Annotated in this window: 11 protein-coding genes; 6 read left to right on the forward strand and 5 right to left on the reverse strand. The window is 43.7% G+C overall.

The features are described 5' to 3' along the window. Positions 1 to 14: 14 nt before the first annotated feature. Together V7L07_RS04425 and V7L07_RS04430 are read right to left on the reverse strand one after the other, a co-directional pair. On the reverse strand, positions 15 to 1,280 hold the full coding sequence (locus tag V7L07_RS04425) for an MFS transporter (RefSeq protein WP_335055432.1): 1,266 nt from the start codon (positions 1,278 to 1,280) through the stop codon (positions 15 to 17). Positions 1,281 to 1,326: 46 nt separating this feature from the next. After that, entirely contained in the window at positions 1,327 to 1,749 is a 423-nt protein-coding gene (locus tag V7L07_RS04430; RefSeq protein ID WP_335055434.1) for a GxxExxY protein, read from the reverse strand. Positions 1,750 to 1,806: 57 nt separating this feature from the next. On the opposite strand from V7L07_RS04430, the gene V7L07_RS04435 reads away from it, so the two are divergent. Continuing rightward, on the forward strand, positions 1,807 to 4,791 hold the full coding sequence (locus tag V7L07_RS04435) for a valine--tRNA ligase (RefSeq protein ID WP_335055436.1): 2,985 nt from the start codon (positions 1,807 to 1,809) through the stop codon (positions 4,789 to 4,791). Positions 4,792 to 4,964: 173 nt separating this feature from the next. Beyond that, complete coding sequence (locus V7L07_RS04440; RefSeq protein ID WP_334765813.1) at positions 4,965 to 5,399, forward strand: hypothetical protein; 435 nt, start codon at positions 4,965 to 4,967, stop codon at positions 5,397 to 5,399. A 309-nt stretch (positions 5,400 to 5,708) separates the two neighbouring features. On the opposite strand, the gene V7L07_RS04445 is transcribed toward V7L07_RS04440, so the two are convergent. Further along, positions 5,709 to 10,442 (reverse strand): beta strand repeat-containing protein, encoded by a 4,734-nt coding sequence (locus V7L07_RS04445; protein WP_335055441.1) that lies wholly within the window; start codon positions 10,440 to 10,442, stop codon positions 5,709 to 5,711. Between the two features lie 65 nt (positions 10,443 to 10,507). After that, on the reverse strand, positions 10,508 to 11,611 hold the full coding sequence (locus V7L07_RS04450) for a TIGR03032 family protein (protein WP_335055443.1): 1,104 nt from the start codon (positions 11,609 to 11,611) through the stop codon (positions 10,508 to 10,510). Positions 11,612 to 12,474: 863 nt separating this feature from the next. Here V7L07_RS04450 and V7L07_RS04455 point away from each other — a divergent pair. Further along, a complete protein-coding gene (locus tag V7L07_RS04455; RefSeq protein ID WP_335055445.1) occupies positions 12,475 to 12,606 on the forward strand; it encodes a hypothetical protein in 132 nt (43 codons plus the stop codon). Positions 12,607 to 12,741: 135 nt separating this feature from the next. After that, on the forward strand, positions 12,742 to 13,284 hold the full coding sequence (gene cysC, locus V7L07_RS04460; RefSeq protein WP_335055447.1) for an adenylyl-sulfate kinase: 543 nt from the start codon (positions 12,742 to 12,744) through the stop codon (positions 13,282 to 13,284). 278 nt (positions 13,285 to 13,562) lie between these two features. Here the strand turns inward: cysC and V7L07_RS04465 are convergent, their stop codons facing one another. Further along, the gene (locus V7L07_RS04465) at positions 13,563 to 15,575 is read right to left on the reverse strand and encodes an ABC1 kinase family protein (RefSeq protein ID WP_335055449.1); all 2,013 of its coding nucleotides are present in this window, start codon (positions 15,573 to 15,575) and stop codon (positions 13,563 to 13,565) included. Between the two features lie 268 nt (positions 15,576 to 15,843). On the opposite strand from V7L07_RS04465, the gene recN reads away from it, so the two are divergent. Beyond that, the gene (gene recN / locus V7L07_RS04470) at positions 15,844 to 17,592 is read left to right on the forward strand and encodes a DNA repair protein RecN (protein ID WP_335055451.1); all 1,749 of its coding nucleotides are present in this window, start codon (positions 15,844 to 15,846) and stop codon (positions 17,590 to 17,592) included. Between the two features lie 164 nt (positions 17,593 to 17,756). Then, complete coding sequence (locus tag V7L07_RS04475; RefSeq protein WP_335055453.1) at positions 17,757 to 17,897, forward strand: hypothetical protein; 141 nt, start codon at positions 17,757 to 17,759, stop codon at positions 17,895 to 17,897. The last annotated feature ends 124 nt before the right edge of the window (positions 17,898 to 18,021 follow it).

The following is an 18,021-nucleotide window of genomic DNA, read 5'->3' on the forward strand; positions in this document are numbered from 1 at the left end:
GAACTGTAATAATGTTAATTATTTTGAAGCTTAGGTTCTTCTTTTAAAGGTATAAAAAACAGAGCAATCATCCCAGGAATAGTTAACAAACAAACCAAGATAAAAAATAAAGGATAGCCAAAAGTTTTTTGCAGATAACCGCTAATTAAGCCTGGTAGCATCATCCCTAAAGCCATGATGCCAGTGGAGATAGCAAAATGAGAAGTTTTATATTCGCCCTGACAAATATACATTAAATAAACACTAAAAGCAGTAAATCCAAAACCATAGCCAAATTGCTCCAATGAAACTAAGGGATATACTAATGTTAGTGAAGGTTTAGTGTAAGCCATATATACATAGAATATATCAGGTAAATTCAAAGCCAAAGCCATAGGGAATAAACACTTTTTTAATCCATATTTGGAAATTAACAAACCTCCTAAAATTCCTCCGCAAATTAGGGAGATTACCCCAAATGTTCCGTAGACTAAGCCTACATCTGACGTTGATAGTCCCAAACCACCTACTTCTGGTTTATCCAATAAAAATAAAGAGGCTATTTTCACAAGCATTGCTTCGCCAAATCTGTAGAGTAAGATAAATGCTAAAATATTTATAATTTTATTCTGAGCAAAATATGAGCTAATAATTGACCAAAAGGGTATATTTCCCCTAGCTTGTATTTGTCGTTGATTATCTGATTCGGGTAAGGGTAAAATTAGGCGATGGTAAATAAATAAAATTGCTAAAATTAAAGCTGAGAAGCCAATAGCTATAGTCCAGCTTAAAGGAATATTATTGAGATATACTTCAAGCTGACCTGCTAAGACTACTAATATTCCAGAACCAAAAATGACAGCCATTCGATAAAATAGTGAACGAATGCCGACAAATAAGGCTTGTTGTTCTGGAGATAAAGCCAGCAGATAGAAGCCATCTGTGGCAATGTCATAAGTTGCAGAAATAAATGCTCCTATTGTTAATACTACAAGGGAGATGAAAAAGAAATTTGGCAGTTGTAACGAGAAGGCTATCAAACCCAAACAACCAAACATGGCAAATTGGGTATAAATTATCCATTTACGTTTGGTAGAGTAAATATCAACAATTGGGCCCCAAAACATTTTGATGACCCAAGGTAGATAGAGAAAGCTTGTCCAAAGGGCAATTTGGGTGTTATCGATTCCGAGTTTTTTGTAAAAGATTACGGAAACTGTGTTGATGATAATGTAAGGTATGCCGGAGGTGAAATATAGGGTGGGGATGAATGTCCAAGGGGAGGTTGTTTGGTGTTTCATGGGTTTAGGGGACGAACCGCAGAGGCGCAGAGGGCGCAGAGAGAGATTAAGAGAGGATGATGCGTTTGATGCCGTCTTTGAGGAGGGGGACGTTAAAGTTAATGAGAAGGGCTAAGGGGTAATTAGTCATTTTAAGGTATGAAAGGACTTGAGCTTCGTGGATTGGGGCTAAATTTTGGATAGCTTTTAATTCCACAATTAGACAATTGGCAACCAGAAAATCTAATCTACCCTTGCCTACTTCATGTCCTTTGTAATTTACTGTTACCCCCTTCTCAACCACATGAGGTATCCCACACCTGAAAAATTCTATAATTAGCGCTTCCTTATACACCTCCTCCAAAAATCCAGGCCCCAACACCCTATGCACCTCAATCGCCGCCCCAATCACCTCACCCGTAAGCCGATTCATATCCTCTCCTAACTCTCTTCCCTCCGCGTTCTCTGCGCCTCTGCGGTTCGTTTCCATCAATCCCTCTCCAACCCTATGGCAAAATTTATTAAAGTCCTTCCTTAGTTTTCCCGCATGACCGCAACCATTCCCAATCTCCCCAGTCTCTACGACCCCTTTTCCACTGAAGCCAAGTGGCAAAAATTCTGGGAAGACAACCAAGTTTACAAAGCTGACCCCAACAAAGGCGGCGAACCCTACTGCATCGTCATTCCCCCCCCCAATGTCACCGGTAACTTACACATAGGTCACGCCTTTGAAAGTGCCTTAATTGATACCCTCGTGCGCTACCACCGAATGCAGGGACGCAATACCCTATGGCTACCCGGAACTGACCACGCCAGCATCGCTGTGCATGGTATGCTGGAAAAGCAACTCAAAACAGAGGGTAAGACTCGCTACGAATTAGGGCGCGAGAAATTCCTAGAACGCGCTTGGCAATGGAAGGCGGAGTCTGAGGGAACGATTCTGAATCAGCTACGACGCTTAGGTGTCTCAGTGGACTGGTCACGGGAAAGGTTTACCCTCGATGAGGGTTTATCTAAAGCTGTTGTCGAGGCATTTACTCGCCTTTACGAGGAAGGTTTAATTTATCGTGGTGAATATTTAGTTAACTGGTGTCCCGCTTCTGGGTCGGCTGTGTCTGATGTGGAGGTGGAAAACCAAGAAGTGAATGGAAATCTCTGGCATTTCCGCTATCCCCTTACCGATGGTTCCGGTTTTGTGGAGGTGGCGACAACTCGACCAGAAACAATGCTGGGCGATACGGCTGTAGCAGTTAATCCCAATGACGATCGCTACAAACATCTCATTGGCAAAACTCTAACTCTGCCAATTCTACAACGAGAAATTCCCATCATTGGCGATGAATTCGTTGACCCCACTTTCGGCACAGGTTGCGTAAAGGTAACTCCAGCCCATGACCCGAACGATTTTGACATGGGTAAGCGTCACAATCTGCCGTTAATCAACATTATGAATAAAGACGGTACTCTCAACGCCAATGCTGGGGAGTTTCAAGGACAAGACCGCTTTGTTGCTAGAAAAAATGTGGTTTCTCGCCTAGAAGCAGATGGCTTTTTGGTGAAGATAGAAGATTATAAGCATACCGTTCCCTACAGCGATCGCGGTAAAGTACCTATTGAACCCCTCCTCTCAACTCAATGGTTTGTCAAAATTCGCCCTTTAGCTGACAACACTCTCGAATTCCTCGACCAGCAAACTTCCCCAGAATTTGTCCCCCAACGCTGGACAAAGGTCTATCGTGATTGGCTAGTAAAACTCACTGATTGGTGTATCTCTCGGCAATTATGGTGGGGACACCAAATTCCGGCTTGGTACGCTGTCAGTGAAACGGGTGGGCAAATTACCGATAACACGCCCTTTGTAGTGGCGAAATCGGAAACTGAAGCTTGGGAAAAAGCTAAATCACAATTTGGTGAAAATGTCAATCTAGAACAAGACCCAGATGTGCTAGATACTTGGTTTTCTTCTGGACTCTGGCCGTTTTCAACTTTGGGCTGGCCGGAACAAACTCAGGATTTAGCAACTTACTACCCGACTACTACTTTGGTGACAGGCTTTGACATCATCTTTTTCTGGGTAGCCAGAATGACTATGATGGCTGGGCATCTTACTGGGCAAATGCCTTTCCAAACAGTTTACATCCACGGATTGGTGCTGGATGAAAAAGGTCAGAAGATGTCTAAGACCAAAGGTAATGGCATTGACCCTCTGTTATTAATTGACAAATATGGTACTGATGCCCTGCGGTATACCCTAATTAGAGAAGTGGCTGGTGCGGGTCAAGATATCCGGTTGGAGTACGATCGCAAAAAAGATGAATCGGCATCAGTGGAAGCATCCCGCAACTTTGCAAACAAGTTGTGGAATGCTGCTCGGTTTGTGATGATGAATTTGGATGGACAAACGCCGCAACAATTGGGGAACCCAGTCGCAACCGAATTGAGCGATCGCTGGATCATCTCGCGGTATCATCAAGTTATCAAACAAACCACCAATTACATCGATAATTACGGTTTAGGGGAAGCAGCAAAAGGACTCTACGAATTTATCTGGGGTGATTTCTGCGATCAGTATATTGAACTGGTGAAATCCAGATTGCAAGCAGATGCCGATCCAGTATCGCGGCGGGTAGCACAGCAAACCCTCGGCTACATACTGGAAGGAATTTTAAAACTACTTCATCCCTTCATGCCTCATATTACCGAAGAAATTTGGCAAACTCTCACCCAACAACCAGCAGATTCCCCGCAAACTTTACCGTTACAAATATATCCCCAGATAGATGCAAATTTAATTGATTCAGCCTTAGAAGAACAGTTTGAATTGCTGATTGCTACTATCCGCACAATTCGGAATTTGCGCGCTGAAGCGGATATTAAGCCAGGGGTAAAAGTGACAGCGAATTTGCAAACTGAAAGTGAAAAGGAGCGGGAAATTCTCACTGCTGGACAGGATTATATTAAAGATTTGGCGAAGGTTGAGACTTTAACCATTACTGACAAACAAGAAAACCAAACTGTTGCAGCCAAAAAACCTCAAAGGGGTTTGAAGACAATTGGCTTAATTATTGTGGCCATTGTCTTTGGTAGATTGGGTTTAGCTGCGGGGTATGCGATTGATGACATTCCCATCATCGGAACTTTCTTTGAACTAGTTGGTTTTGGTTACACAGCTTGGTTTGTTAGCCAAAATTTACTAACTGCTCAAGCAAGACTTAGGTTATGGAGCCGATTTTTTCCGCAGAGAGAATTAGAACAATCACAAGAACCAGAAAATGCGATCGCAGGTGTAATTGGTACAATACAAGTGCTAATTCCTCTCAGCGGTGTGGTAGATATTGAAGTTGTGCGTGCCAAGCTAGAAAAAAGCTTGAGCAAAGCTGAAGCTGAAGTTCAATCCCTGAGTACCAGATTAAACAATCCTAGTTTCGTAGATAGAGCTAGGGCTGACGTGGTACAAGGAGCGCGGGAAGCCTTAGCAGAAGCACAAAAACAAGCAGAAATTTTGCGCATACGCCTGAAGGCGTTGCCGTAGCGATCGCCTGCATGACTTAGGATAACTGTAATGGGTAATATGAAGAGTTATTAATTCCCAATTACCCATTACCAATTAACAAAATCCAAATATAAATTCTGGCACTTATTTTTTATTAAATTTTTTTTAATTAATTTTGAATTTTGAATTTTGAATTGGAGCGAAGCGACTTCATGCTGTATCTAGCCCAGGTGCGTAAAAACGATTTTTTAGACCAGCACCAGTTACGCTTGTTGGCGCGTCAAGAAGCTGATAACTTGTGGGCGATAATTCCCGAAGAGGCTTTCATTCTTCTGGGAAAGGGAAAGATCATGAGTGAAAACTTGCTTGTCTTAGTGGAACTTTCCCCTACAGGCGATATTGAAAAAATAGAAGATGCCACGAACTGGGTACTCCATCTGGTACAAAGCTACCTCACCATCGGCATTACCCCGGAATTTTTGCAGCATGAAGCCGAGCGAGCAGAACACTGGCGACAATCCCTGACGTTGCAAAATCAAGACTTAGCGCGGCGTTCCTTGGAATTAGAAGCCAGACGTGAACAAATTCAAGCTTTAGAAGAAAGCCTCAAACGCGAGAAAAACGGTTATACCCAAGAGGAAAGTTAAAGGTTTGCAGTTGTGTTCCTTCCACAACACTTGTAGAGACGGCGATTTATCGCGTCTCAAAAACCCAAAATTGTTGCCAGTAGCCCTTAACCCAAACATATAGAGACGCGAAATTTCGCGTCTCTATATTAATGTGAGTTCGGCTGGTCATATCATCCACCCAAAAGACCTCTCCCTAGTTTTACTACGCAAAACCTATCCCTCTCCGACTCGGAGAGGGACAGACTTGAACTTTAGTTTAAGGCAGGGAGAGGTCTGTCGAACTCACGTTATATTAGGTTGATTCTAGGTTAATTGTCTGAGCTTTCGTTAGGCAATCACAGTAATATTTGCACTACTAAGCAGAGCATTATTCGAGAACTGGGCGATTTGAACTTGTGCAGCTTTACCAATCCCATCTGCATCAAAGAATAGGTTCCCCGTAGTTTGATTGTAGATAAAGCGATCGCCTGTTGTTGTGGCACTAGTACCAAGTCGGAACAAGCTAGGATTGAGCGTAGTATTTTGAGATTGGCCCAGTGCGAATTCTGTACTGGAAATGAAGATAGTATCTTCTCCAACAGTAAAATCAGTGATGATATCATAGCCTCCAGTGCGGCTACTAGCCAGGTTGAAGCTATCTTGCCCAGTTCCACCAGTCAATACGTCTCGACCAATTCCACCAATCAGTAGATCGTTACCTGCACCACCTAACAAGGTATCATTGCCTGAGTTACCATAGAGGGTATCGTTACCATCTCCTCCGCTCAAGGTATTAGCACCACCATTTCCTATCAGGGTGTTATTAAGGCTATTACCAGTACCATTGATTGCCCCGCTTCCAGTCAGGGTCAAGTTCTCTAGGTTATCTCCCAACACCCAACTCACCGAAGAGTTAACTAAATCTGTTCCTGCATTTAAGCCTTCAGTAATAATATCGCTAACGTTATCTACGGTGTAAATGTCATTGCCATCTCCACCAATGAGACTATCAATCCCTGTACCTCCATCTAAGGTATCATCGCCTGCACCACCCAACAATGTGTCATTACCTGAACTACCAAAGAGGCTGTCTTTGCCATCTCCTCCGCTCAAAAAGTTAGCGCCACCATTTCCTATCAGGATGTTATCAAGGCTATTACCAGTACCATTGATTGCCCCGCTTCCAGTCAGGGTCAAATTCTCCAGGTTATCTCCCAACACCCAACTCACCGAAGACTTGACTAAATCTATACCTGCATTTAAGCCTTCAGTAATAATATCGCTAACGTTGTCTACGGTGTAAATGTCATTGCCATCTCCACCAATGAGACTATCAATCCCTACACCTCCATCCAAGGTGTCATCGCCTGCACCGCCTAACAAAGTATCATTGCCTGTACCACCAATTAGGCTATCATTGCCATCTCCTCCGCTCAAAAAGTTAGCGCCAGTATTTCCTATCAGGATGTTATCAAGGCTGTTACCAGTACCATTGATTGCCCCGCTTCCAGTCAGGGTCAAATTCTCCAAGTTATCTGCCAACACAAAAGTCACCGAAGATTTGACTAAATCTATTCCTGCATTGGCAGATTCAGTAATAACATCGTTCGCGTTGTCTACGATGTAAGTGTCATTGCCGTCTCCACCAATGAGACTATCAATCCCTGCACCTCCATCCAAGGTGTCATTGCCGGAACCGCCCAACAAGGTGTCATTGCCGGAACCACCAATTAGGCTATCATTGCCATCTTCTCCGCTCAAGATGTTAGCGCCAGTATTTCCTGTCAGGATGTTCTTAAGGCTGTTACCAGTACCATTGATTGCGGCAGTTCCAGTCAGGGTCAAGTTCTCCAAGTTATCTGCCAACACGAAAGTTACTGAAGACTTAACTAAATCTGTGCCTGCGTTTAAGGCTTCGATAATAGTATCGTTTAGGTTGTCTACGATGTAAGTATCATTACCAAGTCCACCAATGAGACTGTCAGATCCTAAACCTCCATCTAAGGTGTCATTGCCGGAACCCCCCAACAAGGTGTCATTGCCGGAATCACCAAAGAGGTTATCGTTGCCACCTTCTCCACTCAAGCTGTTAGCGCCAGTATTCCCAATTAAGATGTTATTAAGGGTGTTACCAGTACCATTAATTGTGTCGCTTCCAGTCAGGGTTAAGTTTTCCAGGTTATTTCCCAACACCCAACTCACTGAAGACTTGACTAAATCTGTGCCTGCATTGGCGGCTTCAACAATAGTGTCACCAAGGCTGTCCACAACATAAGTGTCATTGCCTTTGCCACCGATAAGACTATCATCTCCTGTACCACCATCCAATAAATCATTCCCATCGCCGCCATTAAGGGTGTCATTATCACCTAATCCTTGGAGGGTGTCATTGCCCTGCAATCCTGAGATGATATCCATATTCACCGTACCAGTCAGGTTATCTGCACCTGAAGTGCCATTAATCGGAGGGGTGATTTGATTAATGGTCAAGTTTACGGTGGCAGTACTGCTGCCACCATGCCCATCATTTATAGTGTAAGTAAAGCTGTCGGAGCCATAATAGTTTTGGGAAGGGGTATAAGTGTAAGTACCGTTGCCATTGTCAATTACGCTTCCTTGACTAGGTTGAGTGAAGCCAGTAATGTTCAATACGTCATTTTCCGCATCTGTATCATTGCTCAACAGAGTAGTAGCGCTAATGATAATAGGTATGTTTTTGTTTGTGGTGATACTATCGTTAACACCAACAGGAGTATCATTCACCGCCGTAATATTAATATTGCGGGTAACGATAGTACTATTAGTACTCCCATCATTAACTACAAAGCTGACGGTGCGAGGTGTAGTAGTGGGATTATCACTACTGTTGGTATAAGTAACAGAACGCAGTACAGTTTGATAATTAGCAACGGTGGCACTGCCAGTTAAGGTTAAAACACCTGTGGTGCTGTTGTAGTTGCCCGTAATCCCATTCTGGCTAGTGAAGGCGAGGGTGTCTTGAGCCGAAATAAAGCCATTGCTAATTCTGATGGTGGCACTGGAGAGGTTAGCGGAGTCTACATCGCTGACTGTGATACCTGAATCGATGATTGTAGTAGCATTCTCGGTGTATGCCAGAGCAGTGTTAGTGGCAGTAACAATGGGCGCATTGTTTACTGCCGTAATATTGATATTACGGGTAACGGTAGTACTATTAGTACTCTCATCATTAACCACAAAGCTGATGGTACGAGGTGTAGTAGTGGGGTTATCACTACTGTTGGTATAAGTAACAGAACGCAGTACAGTTTGATAATTAGCAACGGTGGCACTGCCAGTTAAGGTTAAAACACCTGTGGTGCTGTTATAGCTGCCCGTAATTCCATTCTGGCTAGTGAAGGCGAGGATGTCTTGAGTAGAGGCGAAACCACTGGTAATGCTGACAGTAGCACTGGAGAGGTTAGCTGAGTCTACATCGCTGACTGTGATACCTGAGTCGATGATTGTAGTAGCATTCTCGGTGTATGCCAGAGCAGAGTTGGTAACAGTAGCAATGGGCGCATCATTAACCGCCGTAATATTAATATTGCGGGTAATGACGGTACTATTAGTACTCCCATCATTAACTATAAAGCTGATACTACGAGGTGTAGTACTGGGGTTGTCGCTACTGTTGGTATAAGTAATGGAACGCAGTGCGGCTTGATAATTCGCAACGGTGGAACTGCCAGTTAAGGTTAAAACACCTGTGCTGCTGTTGTAGCTGCCCGTAATCCCATTTTGAGTGTTGAAGGCGAGAGTGTCTTGAGCAGAAATAAAGCCACTGCTAATGCTGACAGTAGCACTAGCTAGGTTAGCGGAGTCTGCATCACTGACGGTGATGCCTGAATCGATGGCTGTAGTGGCATTCTCGATGTACGTCAGAGCAGAGGCAGAACCAGAGGTGACTATCGGGGGAGCCCCATTATTCTTGTATAGCTGGGCATATATCCCATTGTTATCCGTATCCTGGCCAAAGCTTTGCCAGGAAATGACAAAGTTCCCATCAGCAGCGATCGCTACTGATGGGTTATTTTGATTATCGGTGGTGGTGTCATTGACCAGAAATTCGCTCCCTTGAGCCACCCCAGAACTGTTGTAGCGTCGGGCATATATCCCATAGTTATCTCCGTCCTGACTATAGCTTTGCCATGAAATAACAAAATCCCCATTTGCATCCATCGCTACTGTGGGGTTCTTTTGATTGGATATGGTAGTGTTATTGACTTGGAATTCGTTCCCAATAGCCACCCCAGAACTGTTGTAGCGTCGAGCATATATTCCATAACCAGACCCATCCTGACCAAGGCTTTGCCAGGAAATAACAAAGTCCCCACTTGCATCCATCGCTATTGTGGGATTAAGTGGATAATTGCTGGTGGTGGTGGTGTTATTGACTTTAAATTCGCTCCCTTGAGCTACTCCAGCGCTGTTGTAGCGTTGGGCATATATCCCATAGTAATCCTCCCCATTCTGACCATAGCTAGTCCAGGAGATAACAAAGTCCCCATCTGCATCTACCGCTACTGTGGAGCTATTTTGATTACCGCCAGTGGTGCTATTGACTCTAAATTCGCTCCCTTGAGCTACCCCAGCACTGTTGTAGCGTTGGGCATATATCCCATTGCCATCCCCATCCTGACCAGTCCAGGAGATGACAAAATCCCCAACTGCATCTATGGCTATGGTGGAGTTATTTTGAGCGCCACTGGTGGTGCTATTGACTCTGAATTCGCTCCCTTGAGCTACTCCAGCGCTGTTGTAGCGTTGGGCATATATCCCATTGCCATCCCCATCCTGACCAGTCCAGGAGATGACAAAATCCCCATTTGCATCTATGGCTATTGTGGGGTTATTTTGATCGCCGCTAGTGGTGCTATTGACTCTGAATTCGCTCCCTTGAGCTACCCCAGTGCTGTTGTAGCGTTGGGCATATATCCCATTGACATCCCCATCCTGGCCAAAGCTTTGCCAGGAAATAACAAAATTCCCATTTGGATCTATCGCTACTGTGGAATTAGATTGACTATTGTTGATGTAACTATTGACTTTGAATTCAGTCATGAAAAAACCTCTCTTAAAAACTAAAAGTTTGATTTCAACAATTACGCACTGATTAAACAGATTCCCTAGTCATTAGGAATCACCGCACTCGGTCGCAACCAGTAGTTCAACTCTGGTGCTGTAAATGCTTGGCGGATTTCTTTTCGTTCCTGATTCAAAACCATCGGACGCTGTACACCAGCAAGAAACTGCACATCATAAAGTTCTTGACAACCAGTGGTGAACTTCAGCATCCCCACTTGCTGCCCATTTCGTAAATCTACGACTGCTACACCACAAAGTAACCGCTCAAACCGTTGGGTAATAGGCAACCCTCCGAAAATATGCCGTTCCCGAATTTGGCATAGTCCCACTAGGGCGTAATAGCCCACGCAGCACAACCCACGCAGAAATCCAGGCAGCACACAGACTACCTGTTTGTCTCCTGATTCTGGGTGAATACGCCATATTTCCCCTGCACCAGAGTTAAGCAGCCACAAAAATCCGTCATGCCAGATTGGGGAATGGGGCATTGATAATCCATCTACAATAATTTCATTACTCTCCACTTCCACCACGACCCCACCTTTGGCTTTACCTGGTCGCCACCCACCGACGCTATCTGTCGCACCAAGGGCAGTCACATATTTGGGTTTGCCATCCACCATCGCTAGCCCATTCAGGTGGCAACGGTCTTCTGGCACTACTTCAGAAATAAATTTGGGATGCCAGCGCGGTACAAAGCTAAAGTCTGGACTCAAGGTGGAAAGACACGAAAAACGGGTGTTGACAATCCACAGCCCTTCTCTGCCAAATTCCAGGTCGTGAATGTTCAGGTCGCCTGTAAAATATGTCATCCGTGGCAGATAAAGGGCATCATAGCGTCCGGGCTGGTCTTCTAAAAACTCATAAGCTAATGCGGGAGCATTGGCTAGTAAACAGACTTCATGCTGGCTAGCTAGTGCCAAACGTGAACCATGAACTGCTAACCCCATTGGTTTGGAAAATTGGCGTAACAGCATGGTTATCTGTTGACCATTCCAGCCCGCAACTGCCAGTTTTCCAGCTTGGTAGGTGGTGATGGCAACTGAGCCTCCAGCTTGACTCAGCCAGGAAATAAATCCCTGATCGGCATCACACTGAATTAAGTTATTCTCTTCTGGGGCAGTAGTGGTAGAGGTGGCTAACATAAATAAGTTGAATTAAATTTCAAATTTTGTTGGGGAAATTTGGACTTAGTTGAATACAAAAATAGTCAATGGCTTTAGCCTTGTTGAAATTGAACGATAAATCGCTCGCTACGAATCTCTCAGAATTAAGGACAAAGACGACCTGGCGTGCCATCATTGTCAATAAACAAACCTGCACCAGAGACAGAACCCAAAAGAGATCCTCCCTAGATAGCAGGTCATACCACGATAAAGCTGCACTGTATCTAACTTTGCAGACATTTTGAATTTAGTTTTTATAATTTCCTAGCCCTAAATTTGATTTTGTAAACTATTGTTATATTAAAAACTATTTATTCAAATAAAATCTGTATATATACTGAATATATGATTTGCTTAAAACTTTAATATTTTGCAAGCTGGATCAGTAGAATTTCTTTGCATAGAAGCGAATTTTGTCGTTACTTTTAAGAAAGTGCATAGGTGTGTAGCTCATCACAAACATTGCTGTTGAATGTATTAAATATTGAAGTAAAACAAAATGTAGTTACGTAGTTATTCACTTACAATGAGTCAAAGAGTGTTCCATGAAATAAATGATGTTGTGATTGCGAGCCAAGCCATTGATTTCAGGAGTGCTGAGTAACCCCATAGATAAATCTAGGGGATTGAAGTAAGGACGCATTAAATATGCGCCACGCATCTCGAAATAAATATCTATTTCTTTTTCCTTACCTAAAGGCAGGGGCTAGCCTTCGGCAACGCTGCGCGAACAGACCTTTTGTCCTGAGTGCGATTATTACTTTTTTTTACTCAGCACTCGTTACTCAGCACTGTTTCGGTCAACTTAATGTGAAAACAAGCCTAGAAACAGCTTTTAGATATTGTCTCGTTCCCAGTCTCCGACTGGGAATGCGATCTTAAAAGCTCCGCCTCCCTTGCTGGCAGCAGAACCGCCAGGAGCAGCATTTCCCGACTCTGGCTGGAAACGAGGTTTTAAAGGAGTTTCAACTTAAGTTGACACCATCTGTAAAGCAACGCCTGAAATTACTGCTAAAAAAGATTATAAAAATAAAATTGCTATCTGAATCTGAAAAATTACCTAAAAAGCTTTTTTGGGTGTGCCATTTTAAGTATAAAGCGGAGGTAAGATGATACAACAAGATTGTGGTGTGACGGTATGGTTCACTGGTTTGAGTGGTGCAGGTAAAACTACTATCTGTAAATTCGTGGAGAAGGAATTGCGGATACAGGGATACAGAGTTGAAGTTCTGGATGGCGATGCGGTACGTCAAAACCTATGCAAGGGGTTGGGTTTCAGTAAAGAGGATCGAGAGGAGAATATTCGGCGCATTGGCTTTGTAGCTCATCTTCTTACCAGAAATAATGTAATTGTATTGGTTTCGGCAATTTCACCGTACCGCGAAATTCGGGAAGAAGTGCGCCAAAGTATTCCATCTTTTGTTGAAGTTTACGTTAATGCATCATTAGAGGTTTGTGAACAGCGAGATGTAAAAGGGTTATATAAAAAAGCAAGAGCCGGGGAAATTAAGCACTTCACTGGTATAGATGATCCTTATGAAATACCGCTCTATCCTGAAGTCGAATGTCAAACTAACCAAGAAAGTGTTGTTGGAAGTGCAACTAAAGTATTAGAAAAGCTGCAAGAGTTGGGTTATGTAGTTGCTAAATGAAATGATTTATGAATTACAGCAGTTTTCATGTATTTGAACTACATCTGTCGTAAGGGCACAGCATTGCTCATTAGTGTCAACTTAAGCTAAAACCCTTTTCAAATCTCGTTTCTAGCCAGAGTCGGGAAATGCGGCTCCTAGCGGCTCTGCCGCCAGCAAGGGAGGCGGAGCCTCAACGACAGGCATTCCCAGTCGGAGACACAGTATTTCTGTGCCCCTACGGTATGGTCTATTTACCTGAAAATAGCTGTAAAGAAAGTTTTAACTCATAACTTTTACTACGATGCTAATAATTGTCGAATTAATCTAGCTACAGCCTTTTGCGTGAAGCGGTTGGCAATTTGTTGACCTAAACGTTGTACATCTGAATTTACCAATAACTGAGCAATTTGGGATGCTAGTTGAATTGGATCAAAGTCTTGTGTTTCTCGGAGAATACCTAATATACGTTTGATATGCTCTAAGGTTTGTTGTTGCTCAACTGTCGCTGCTGGAGTTTCATTAACTGCTGTCAACCCTACCCGTTCCCGCAACAAAGAGGTAAAGTTATGCAAAACATTTTTACTTAAAGCATCGAGTCCGTTAACAGATTCATCTACTAGTTTGTCACGAATGAAAGCACCGCGTTCAGATGACAGAAATTCTATCCCCTGATTCAGTACTAAGTTAAAGTCGTAGTCTTGACTGTTACGCGCATTTTTTAACAAGTTTTCTAAGCGATTCCAGCGAAATCTGCCATCTTTAAATAGCAAATCTTGCAATGATGCTCTTAATTGCGGTGCTGGATCTGTTAACAGGCGTTTAGAAACGTAGGGATAAGCTTCGCTGAGGACTTTAAAGTTAGGATCTATGAATATTGCAATACCTTCCAGCGTTACGAGGGAACGAATAATTAAGGCGTAGTAGGGTGGTACGCGGAAAGGATATTCGTACATCAAAGCCGATAGTTCATCGGTGATGCTTTTAATATTAAGATCGGCAACACTGGCTCCTTCGGCATCAGCAAAGACTCTCGCAAAAGCTGGGATAATTGGTGTTAAATCGGTTTCTGGTGATAAGAAATCTAATTTAACGTAGTCTTTTGCTAATCCTTCAAAGTCGCGGTTGACAACGTGGACGATCGCTTCAATTAAACCATAACGCTGTGGTGGCTTAATCTCGCTCATCATCCCAAAGTCGAGATAAGCTAGCTTACCATCTGGTGTTGCTAACAAATTACCAGGGTGGGGATCAGCATGAAAAAATCCGTGTTCTAGCAACTGACGCAGAGAACACTGCACTCCCACTTCAATGAGGTAACGAGCATTTATGCCTTGGGCACTAATTTCTGCTGTCTGGGTTAATTTTGTACCGTTAATCCACTCCATCGTCAAGACACGACGATTGGTATATTCCCAGTAAATTTTCGGTACGTATATGTCTTTTATGTGACCGTATAGCTCGAAGAATCGTTCAGCATTTTCACCTTCGTGGATGTAGTCCATCTCTTCAAAAATGCGATCGCCTAATTCATCGAGAATCCCAACTAAGTCACTTCTTACCCGTTTGACCTTTTTCTGCACCCAAGCAGCCAGGTTACGCAAAATATACAAGTCAATGGTGATTCGCTCTCTTAAATCGGGGCGTTGAATTTTAACGGCGACTTCTTCACCAGTTTTTAGCTTACCTTTATAGACTTGACCCAAGGAAGCCGCAGCAATTGGCTGGGCTGAGAGTTCGGCGTAAACATCTTCTGGAGGTGCGCCTAATTCTTCCTTGATAAACTGGTAGGCAATTTCGTTGGGAAAGGGTGGTAATTGGTCTTGTAGCTTAGTTAATTCTTCTAAGAAGACCGGAGGAACTAGATCCGGTCTGGTGGACAAAGCTTGCCCAATTTTGATGTAAGCAGGCCCCAATTGAGTCAGCAATACTCGTAGCTGAGTGGCTCGGCGGCGGTCATTTTTGACGACAATTCCCCGTTTACCATCCGACCACAACCCAAAAGCAAAGGATAGAGTCGGCCCCAACACAGCAAAAATTCGCTGTACAACTTGCAGCGGTCTGTTTTGGTAATGCGCCGCTATGGCCACGGGATCGTAAAGCGTCTCAGGTTCGGCTGTTGTCCTAACCTTTTGGGCACTTAAGAGTCTTGGTGATGTGCGCGACGAGTCTATCTGCGGCACAACCAAGCTTTGTCTACCATTTTTTTCTGGCACTATATCAATAACGTCCAGTTCACCCCGGCGATTGGTGCCGTTGTGACTGTCCTCCTGAATCGGTCGGGAACTAGGGGGAAGTGTCTTAACAATCATGAAAAAGGCCACCAGTCAGAACGATCACATTAAGTATTGTAACAATATGTTGGGGGAATGGGGAATTGGGGATTGGGGATTAGGTATTAAGGTTCAACTAATTTTTTTCTAGCCCCCAGTCCCCAGTCCCCAGTCCCCAGTCGTTTGTTACACTGAAATGGGCATACTAGTCCAATAGTAGTAGGTATTGCTAGTTGCTGAAAGATTATACTTATTGTCCTGTAAATTGGAAGTATCCGGCATCTGCCCTCATGGAGAATTTGGCTTGATGTTGCTCTGCCTACGAATTGAAAACTTTGCCCTAATTGACCAACTGGAATTAGAATTTGGCGCGGGACTAAATGTGTTGACAGGTGAAACCGGCGCGGGAAAATCGATTATCTTGGATGCCATTGATGCTGCTTTGGGCGGTAAAGTCTCTAGTCGAGTCATTCGCACGGGGACAAATCGGGCGATGGTAGAAGCGACTTTTACCTCAAATGCACCCCTAGCAGCTTGGTTGACTGAACAAGAAATAGATTTGCTTGATGAAAATTCCGTAGTCATTAGTCGAGAAATCACGGTGACTGCTAGTAATATCCGTAGTCGATCGCGGGTGAATGGTGTGTTGGTAAATCGGCAGATCATGGGAGGAATGCGCGATCGCTTGGTGGAAATCACAGCCCAAGGTCAAACTGTACAAGTGGGACAATCTGCCCAAGTCCGGGACTGGTTAGATTTATATGGCGGCGACTCCTTGATGCAGCAGCGTCATAAAGTCGCTACGAGTTTCAGTACTTATCAACAGGCGCATTTAGCCCTAGAAAAACGCCGGACATCAGAACGGGAAAGGTTGCAACAGCTAGATTTGCTGGCTTATCAAGTGCAAGAATTGGGAGCAGCTAATCTGGGCGAACCTAATGAATTGGAACAGTTGGGACAAGAACGGGAACGCCTGAATCATGTTGTCGAATTGCAGCAAATGAGTTACAAGGTTTATCAGGCTTTGTATCAAAACGATCATGAAACTCCCGCCGCCGGAGATTTATTGGGAGACAGTGAGGCGATATTAAATGACATGGTGGAATATGATACCCAACTACAACACCTGTTGGAATTGGTGCGAGACGCGCAAGCTGCGGTAATGGAAGTGGGAAGGCAAATTAATGCTTATGGAGACGGATTGGAAGCCGATCCGCAGCGGTTGGAAGAGGTGGAAGAACGGATTCAGGAATTAAAGCAAATTTGCCGCAAATATGGGCCGACACTGACAGAAGCGATCGCATATTACCAACGTATTCAAGGAGAATTAGCCCAACTTAACGATAGCGAACAATCTATCGAAAACTTGGAACAGCAAGAAAAGGCGTGTTTTGAAAAACTCACCCAAGCAACTAATCAGTTAACTCAATTGCGGAGTAAAGCGGCTGCTAATTTAGAGTCACGTTTGATCGCTGAACTCAAGCCCCTAGCGATGGAAAAGGTGAAGTTCTTGGTTGAAATATTACCAGCTTTCCCAACTGCGATGGGAGCAGATAAAATTACCTTTACATTTAGTTCTAACCCTGGAGAACCACTACAACCGTTAACGGAAGTTGCCTCTGGCGGGGAAATGAGTCGCTTTTTACTGGCGCTGAAAGCTTGTTTTTCTCAAGTTGATGTGGCTGGGACAATGGTTTTTGATGAAATTGATGTTGGGGTTTCGGGAAGGGTAGCCCAAGCGATCGCAGAAAAATTACACCAGCTAAGTCAACGCAATCAAGTATTATGTGTTACTCACCAACCTTTAGTTGCGGCAATGGCGGATCGACATTTCCGCGTAGATAAGCAAACTATTAATCAAGGCAAGGGTAAAAAAGCCAACAATATAAATGCTGAACAGCGTACCGTTGTCAGAGTTACTACTTTAGATAATTTAACCACACGCCGGGAAGAACTAGCGCAGTTAGCTGGTGGTAAATCTGCAAGTGACGCGATCGCTTTTGCCGAATCTCTGTTATTGCAAGCTGCTAACCACCGTCGTGGAGAGCATACTTGAGCAAAGAGCTAGGGGAGCAGAGGGATTCCCCAGCAATCAAGGGTTTCAGAACAACTAAATTTATGTATGGAGTTTACCTCCTGACTTGAAAGTGCTGAGTGCTGAGTAATGAGTGCTGAGTAATGAGTAATGAGTAATGAGTAATGAGTAATGAGTAATGAGTAATGAGTAAAAATACCAGTCCCCAGTCCCCAGTCCCCAGTTATTCTTTCATTCAAGGCTGTGAAACTTGTTTCATCGGGGATGCATTTATGGGTGGAGTAGCTGTTTCAAGCTTCCGCTTTGGAAAGGTAGCAGCTATTTAACGCTGTTTTTTTAGTTTTTAAAATTTTAAATAAAAGCTTTGACCGAACATGAAAAGGATACAGAGCAACTAAAATTTATTTATGGGGATTATTAATTTTGAATTTTTAATTTTGAATTCGGAGC

Origin of the sequence: Nostoc sp. (genome assembly GCF_036916985.1) — a bacterium.
GTDB lineage: Bacteria > Cyanobacteriota > Cyanobacteriia > Cyanobacteriales > Nostocaceae > Nostoc.

Bases quoted from the DNA above. Each gene is read 5' to 3' on its own strand.
- V7L07_RS04425 (WP_335055432.1), bottom strand. From the start codon at position 1,280: ATGAAACACCAAACAACCTCCCCTTGGACATTCATCCCCACCCTATAT.
- V7L07_RS04430 (WP_335055434.1), bottom strand. From the start codon at position 1,749: ATGGAAACGAACCGCAGAGGCGCAGAGAACGCGGAGGGAAGAGAGTTA.
- V7L07_RS04435 (WP_335055436.1), top strand. From the start codon at position 1,807: ATGACCGCAACCATTCCCAATCTCCCCAGTCTCTACGACCCCTTTTCC.
- V7L07_RS04440 (WP_334765813.1), top strand. From the start codon at position 4,965: ATGCTGTATCTAGCCCAGGTGCGTAAAAACGATTTTTTAGACCAGCAC.
- V7L07_RS04445 (WP_335055441.1), bottom strand. From the start codon at position 10,442: ATGACTGAATTCAAAGTCAATAGTTACATCAACAATAGTCAATCTAAT.
- V7L07_RS04450 (WP_335055443.1), bottom strand. From the start codon at position 11,611: ATGTTAGCCACCTCTACCACTACTGCCCCAGAAGAGAATAACTTAATT.
- cysC (WP_335055447.1), top strand. From the start codon at position 12,742: ATGATACAACAAGATTGTGGTGTGACGGTATGGTTCACTGGTTTGAGT.
- V7L07_RS04465 (WP_335055449.1), bottom strand. From the start codon at position 15,575: ATGATTGTTAAGACACTTCCCCCTAGTTCCCGACCGATTCAGGAGGAC.
- recN (WP_335055451.1), top strand. From the start codon at position 15,844: ATGTTGCTCTGCCTACGAATTGAAAACTTTGCCCTAATTGACCAACTG.
- V7L07_RS04475 (WP_335055453.1), top strand. From the start codon at position 17,757: ATGAGTAAAAATACCAGTCCCCAGTCCCCAGTCCCCAGTTATTCTTTC.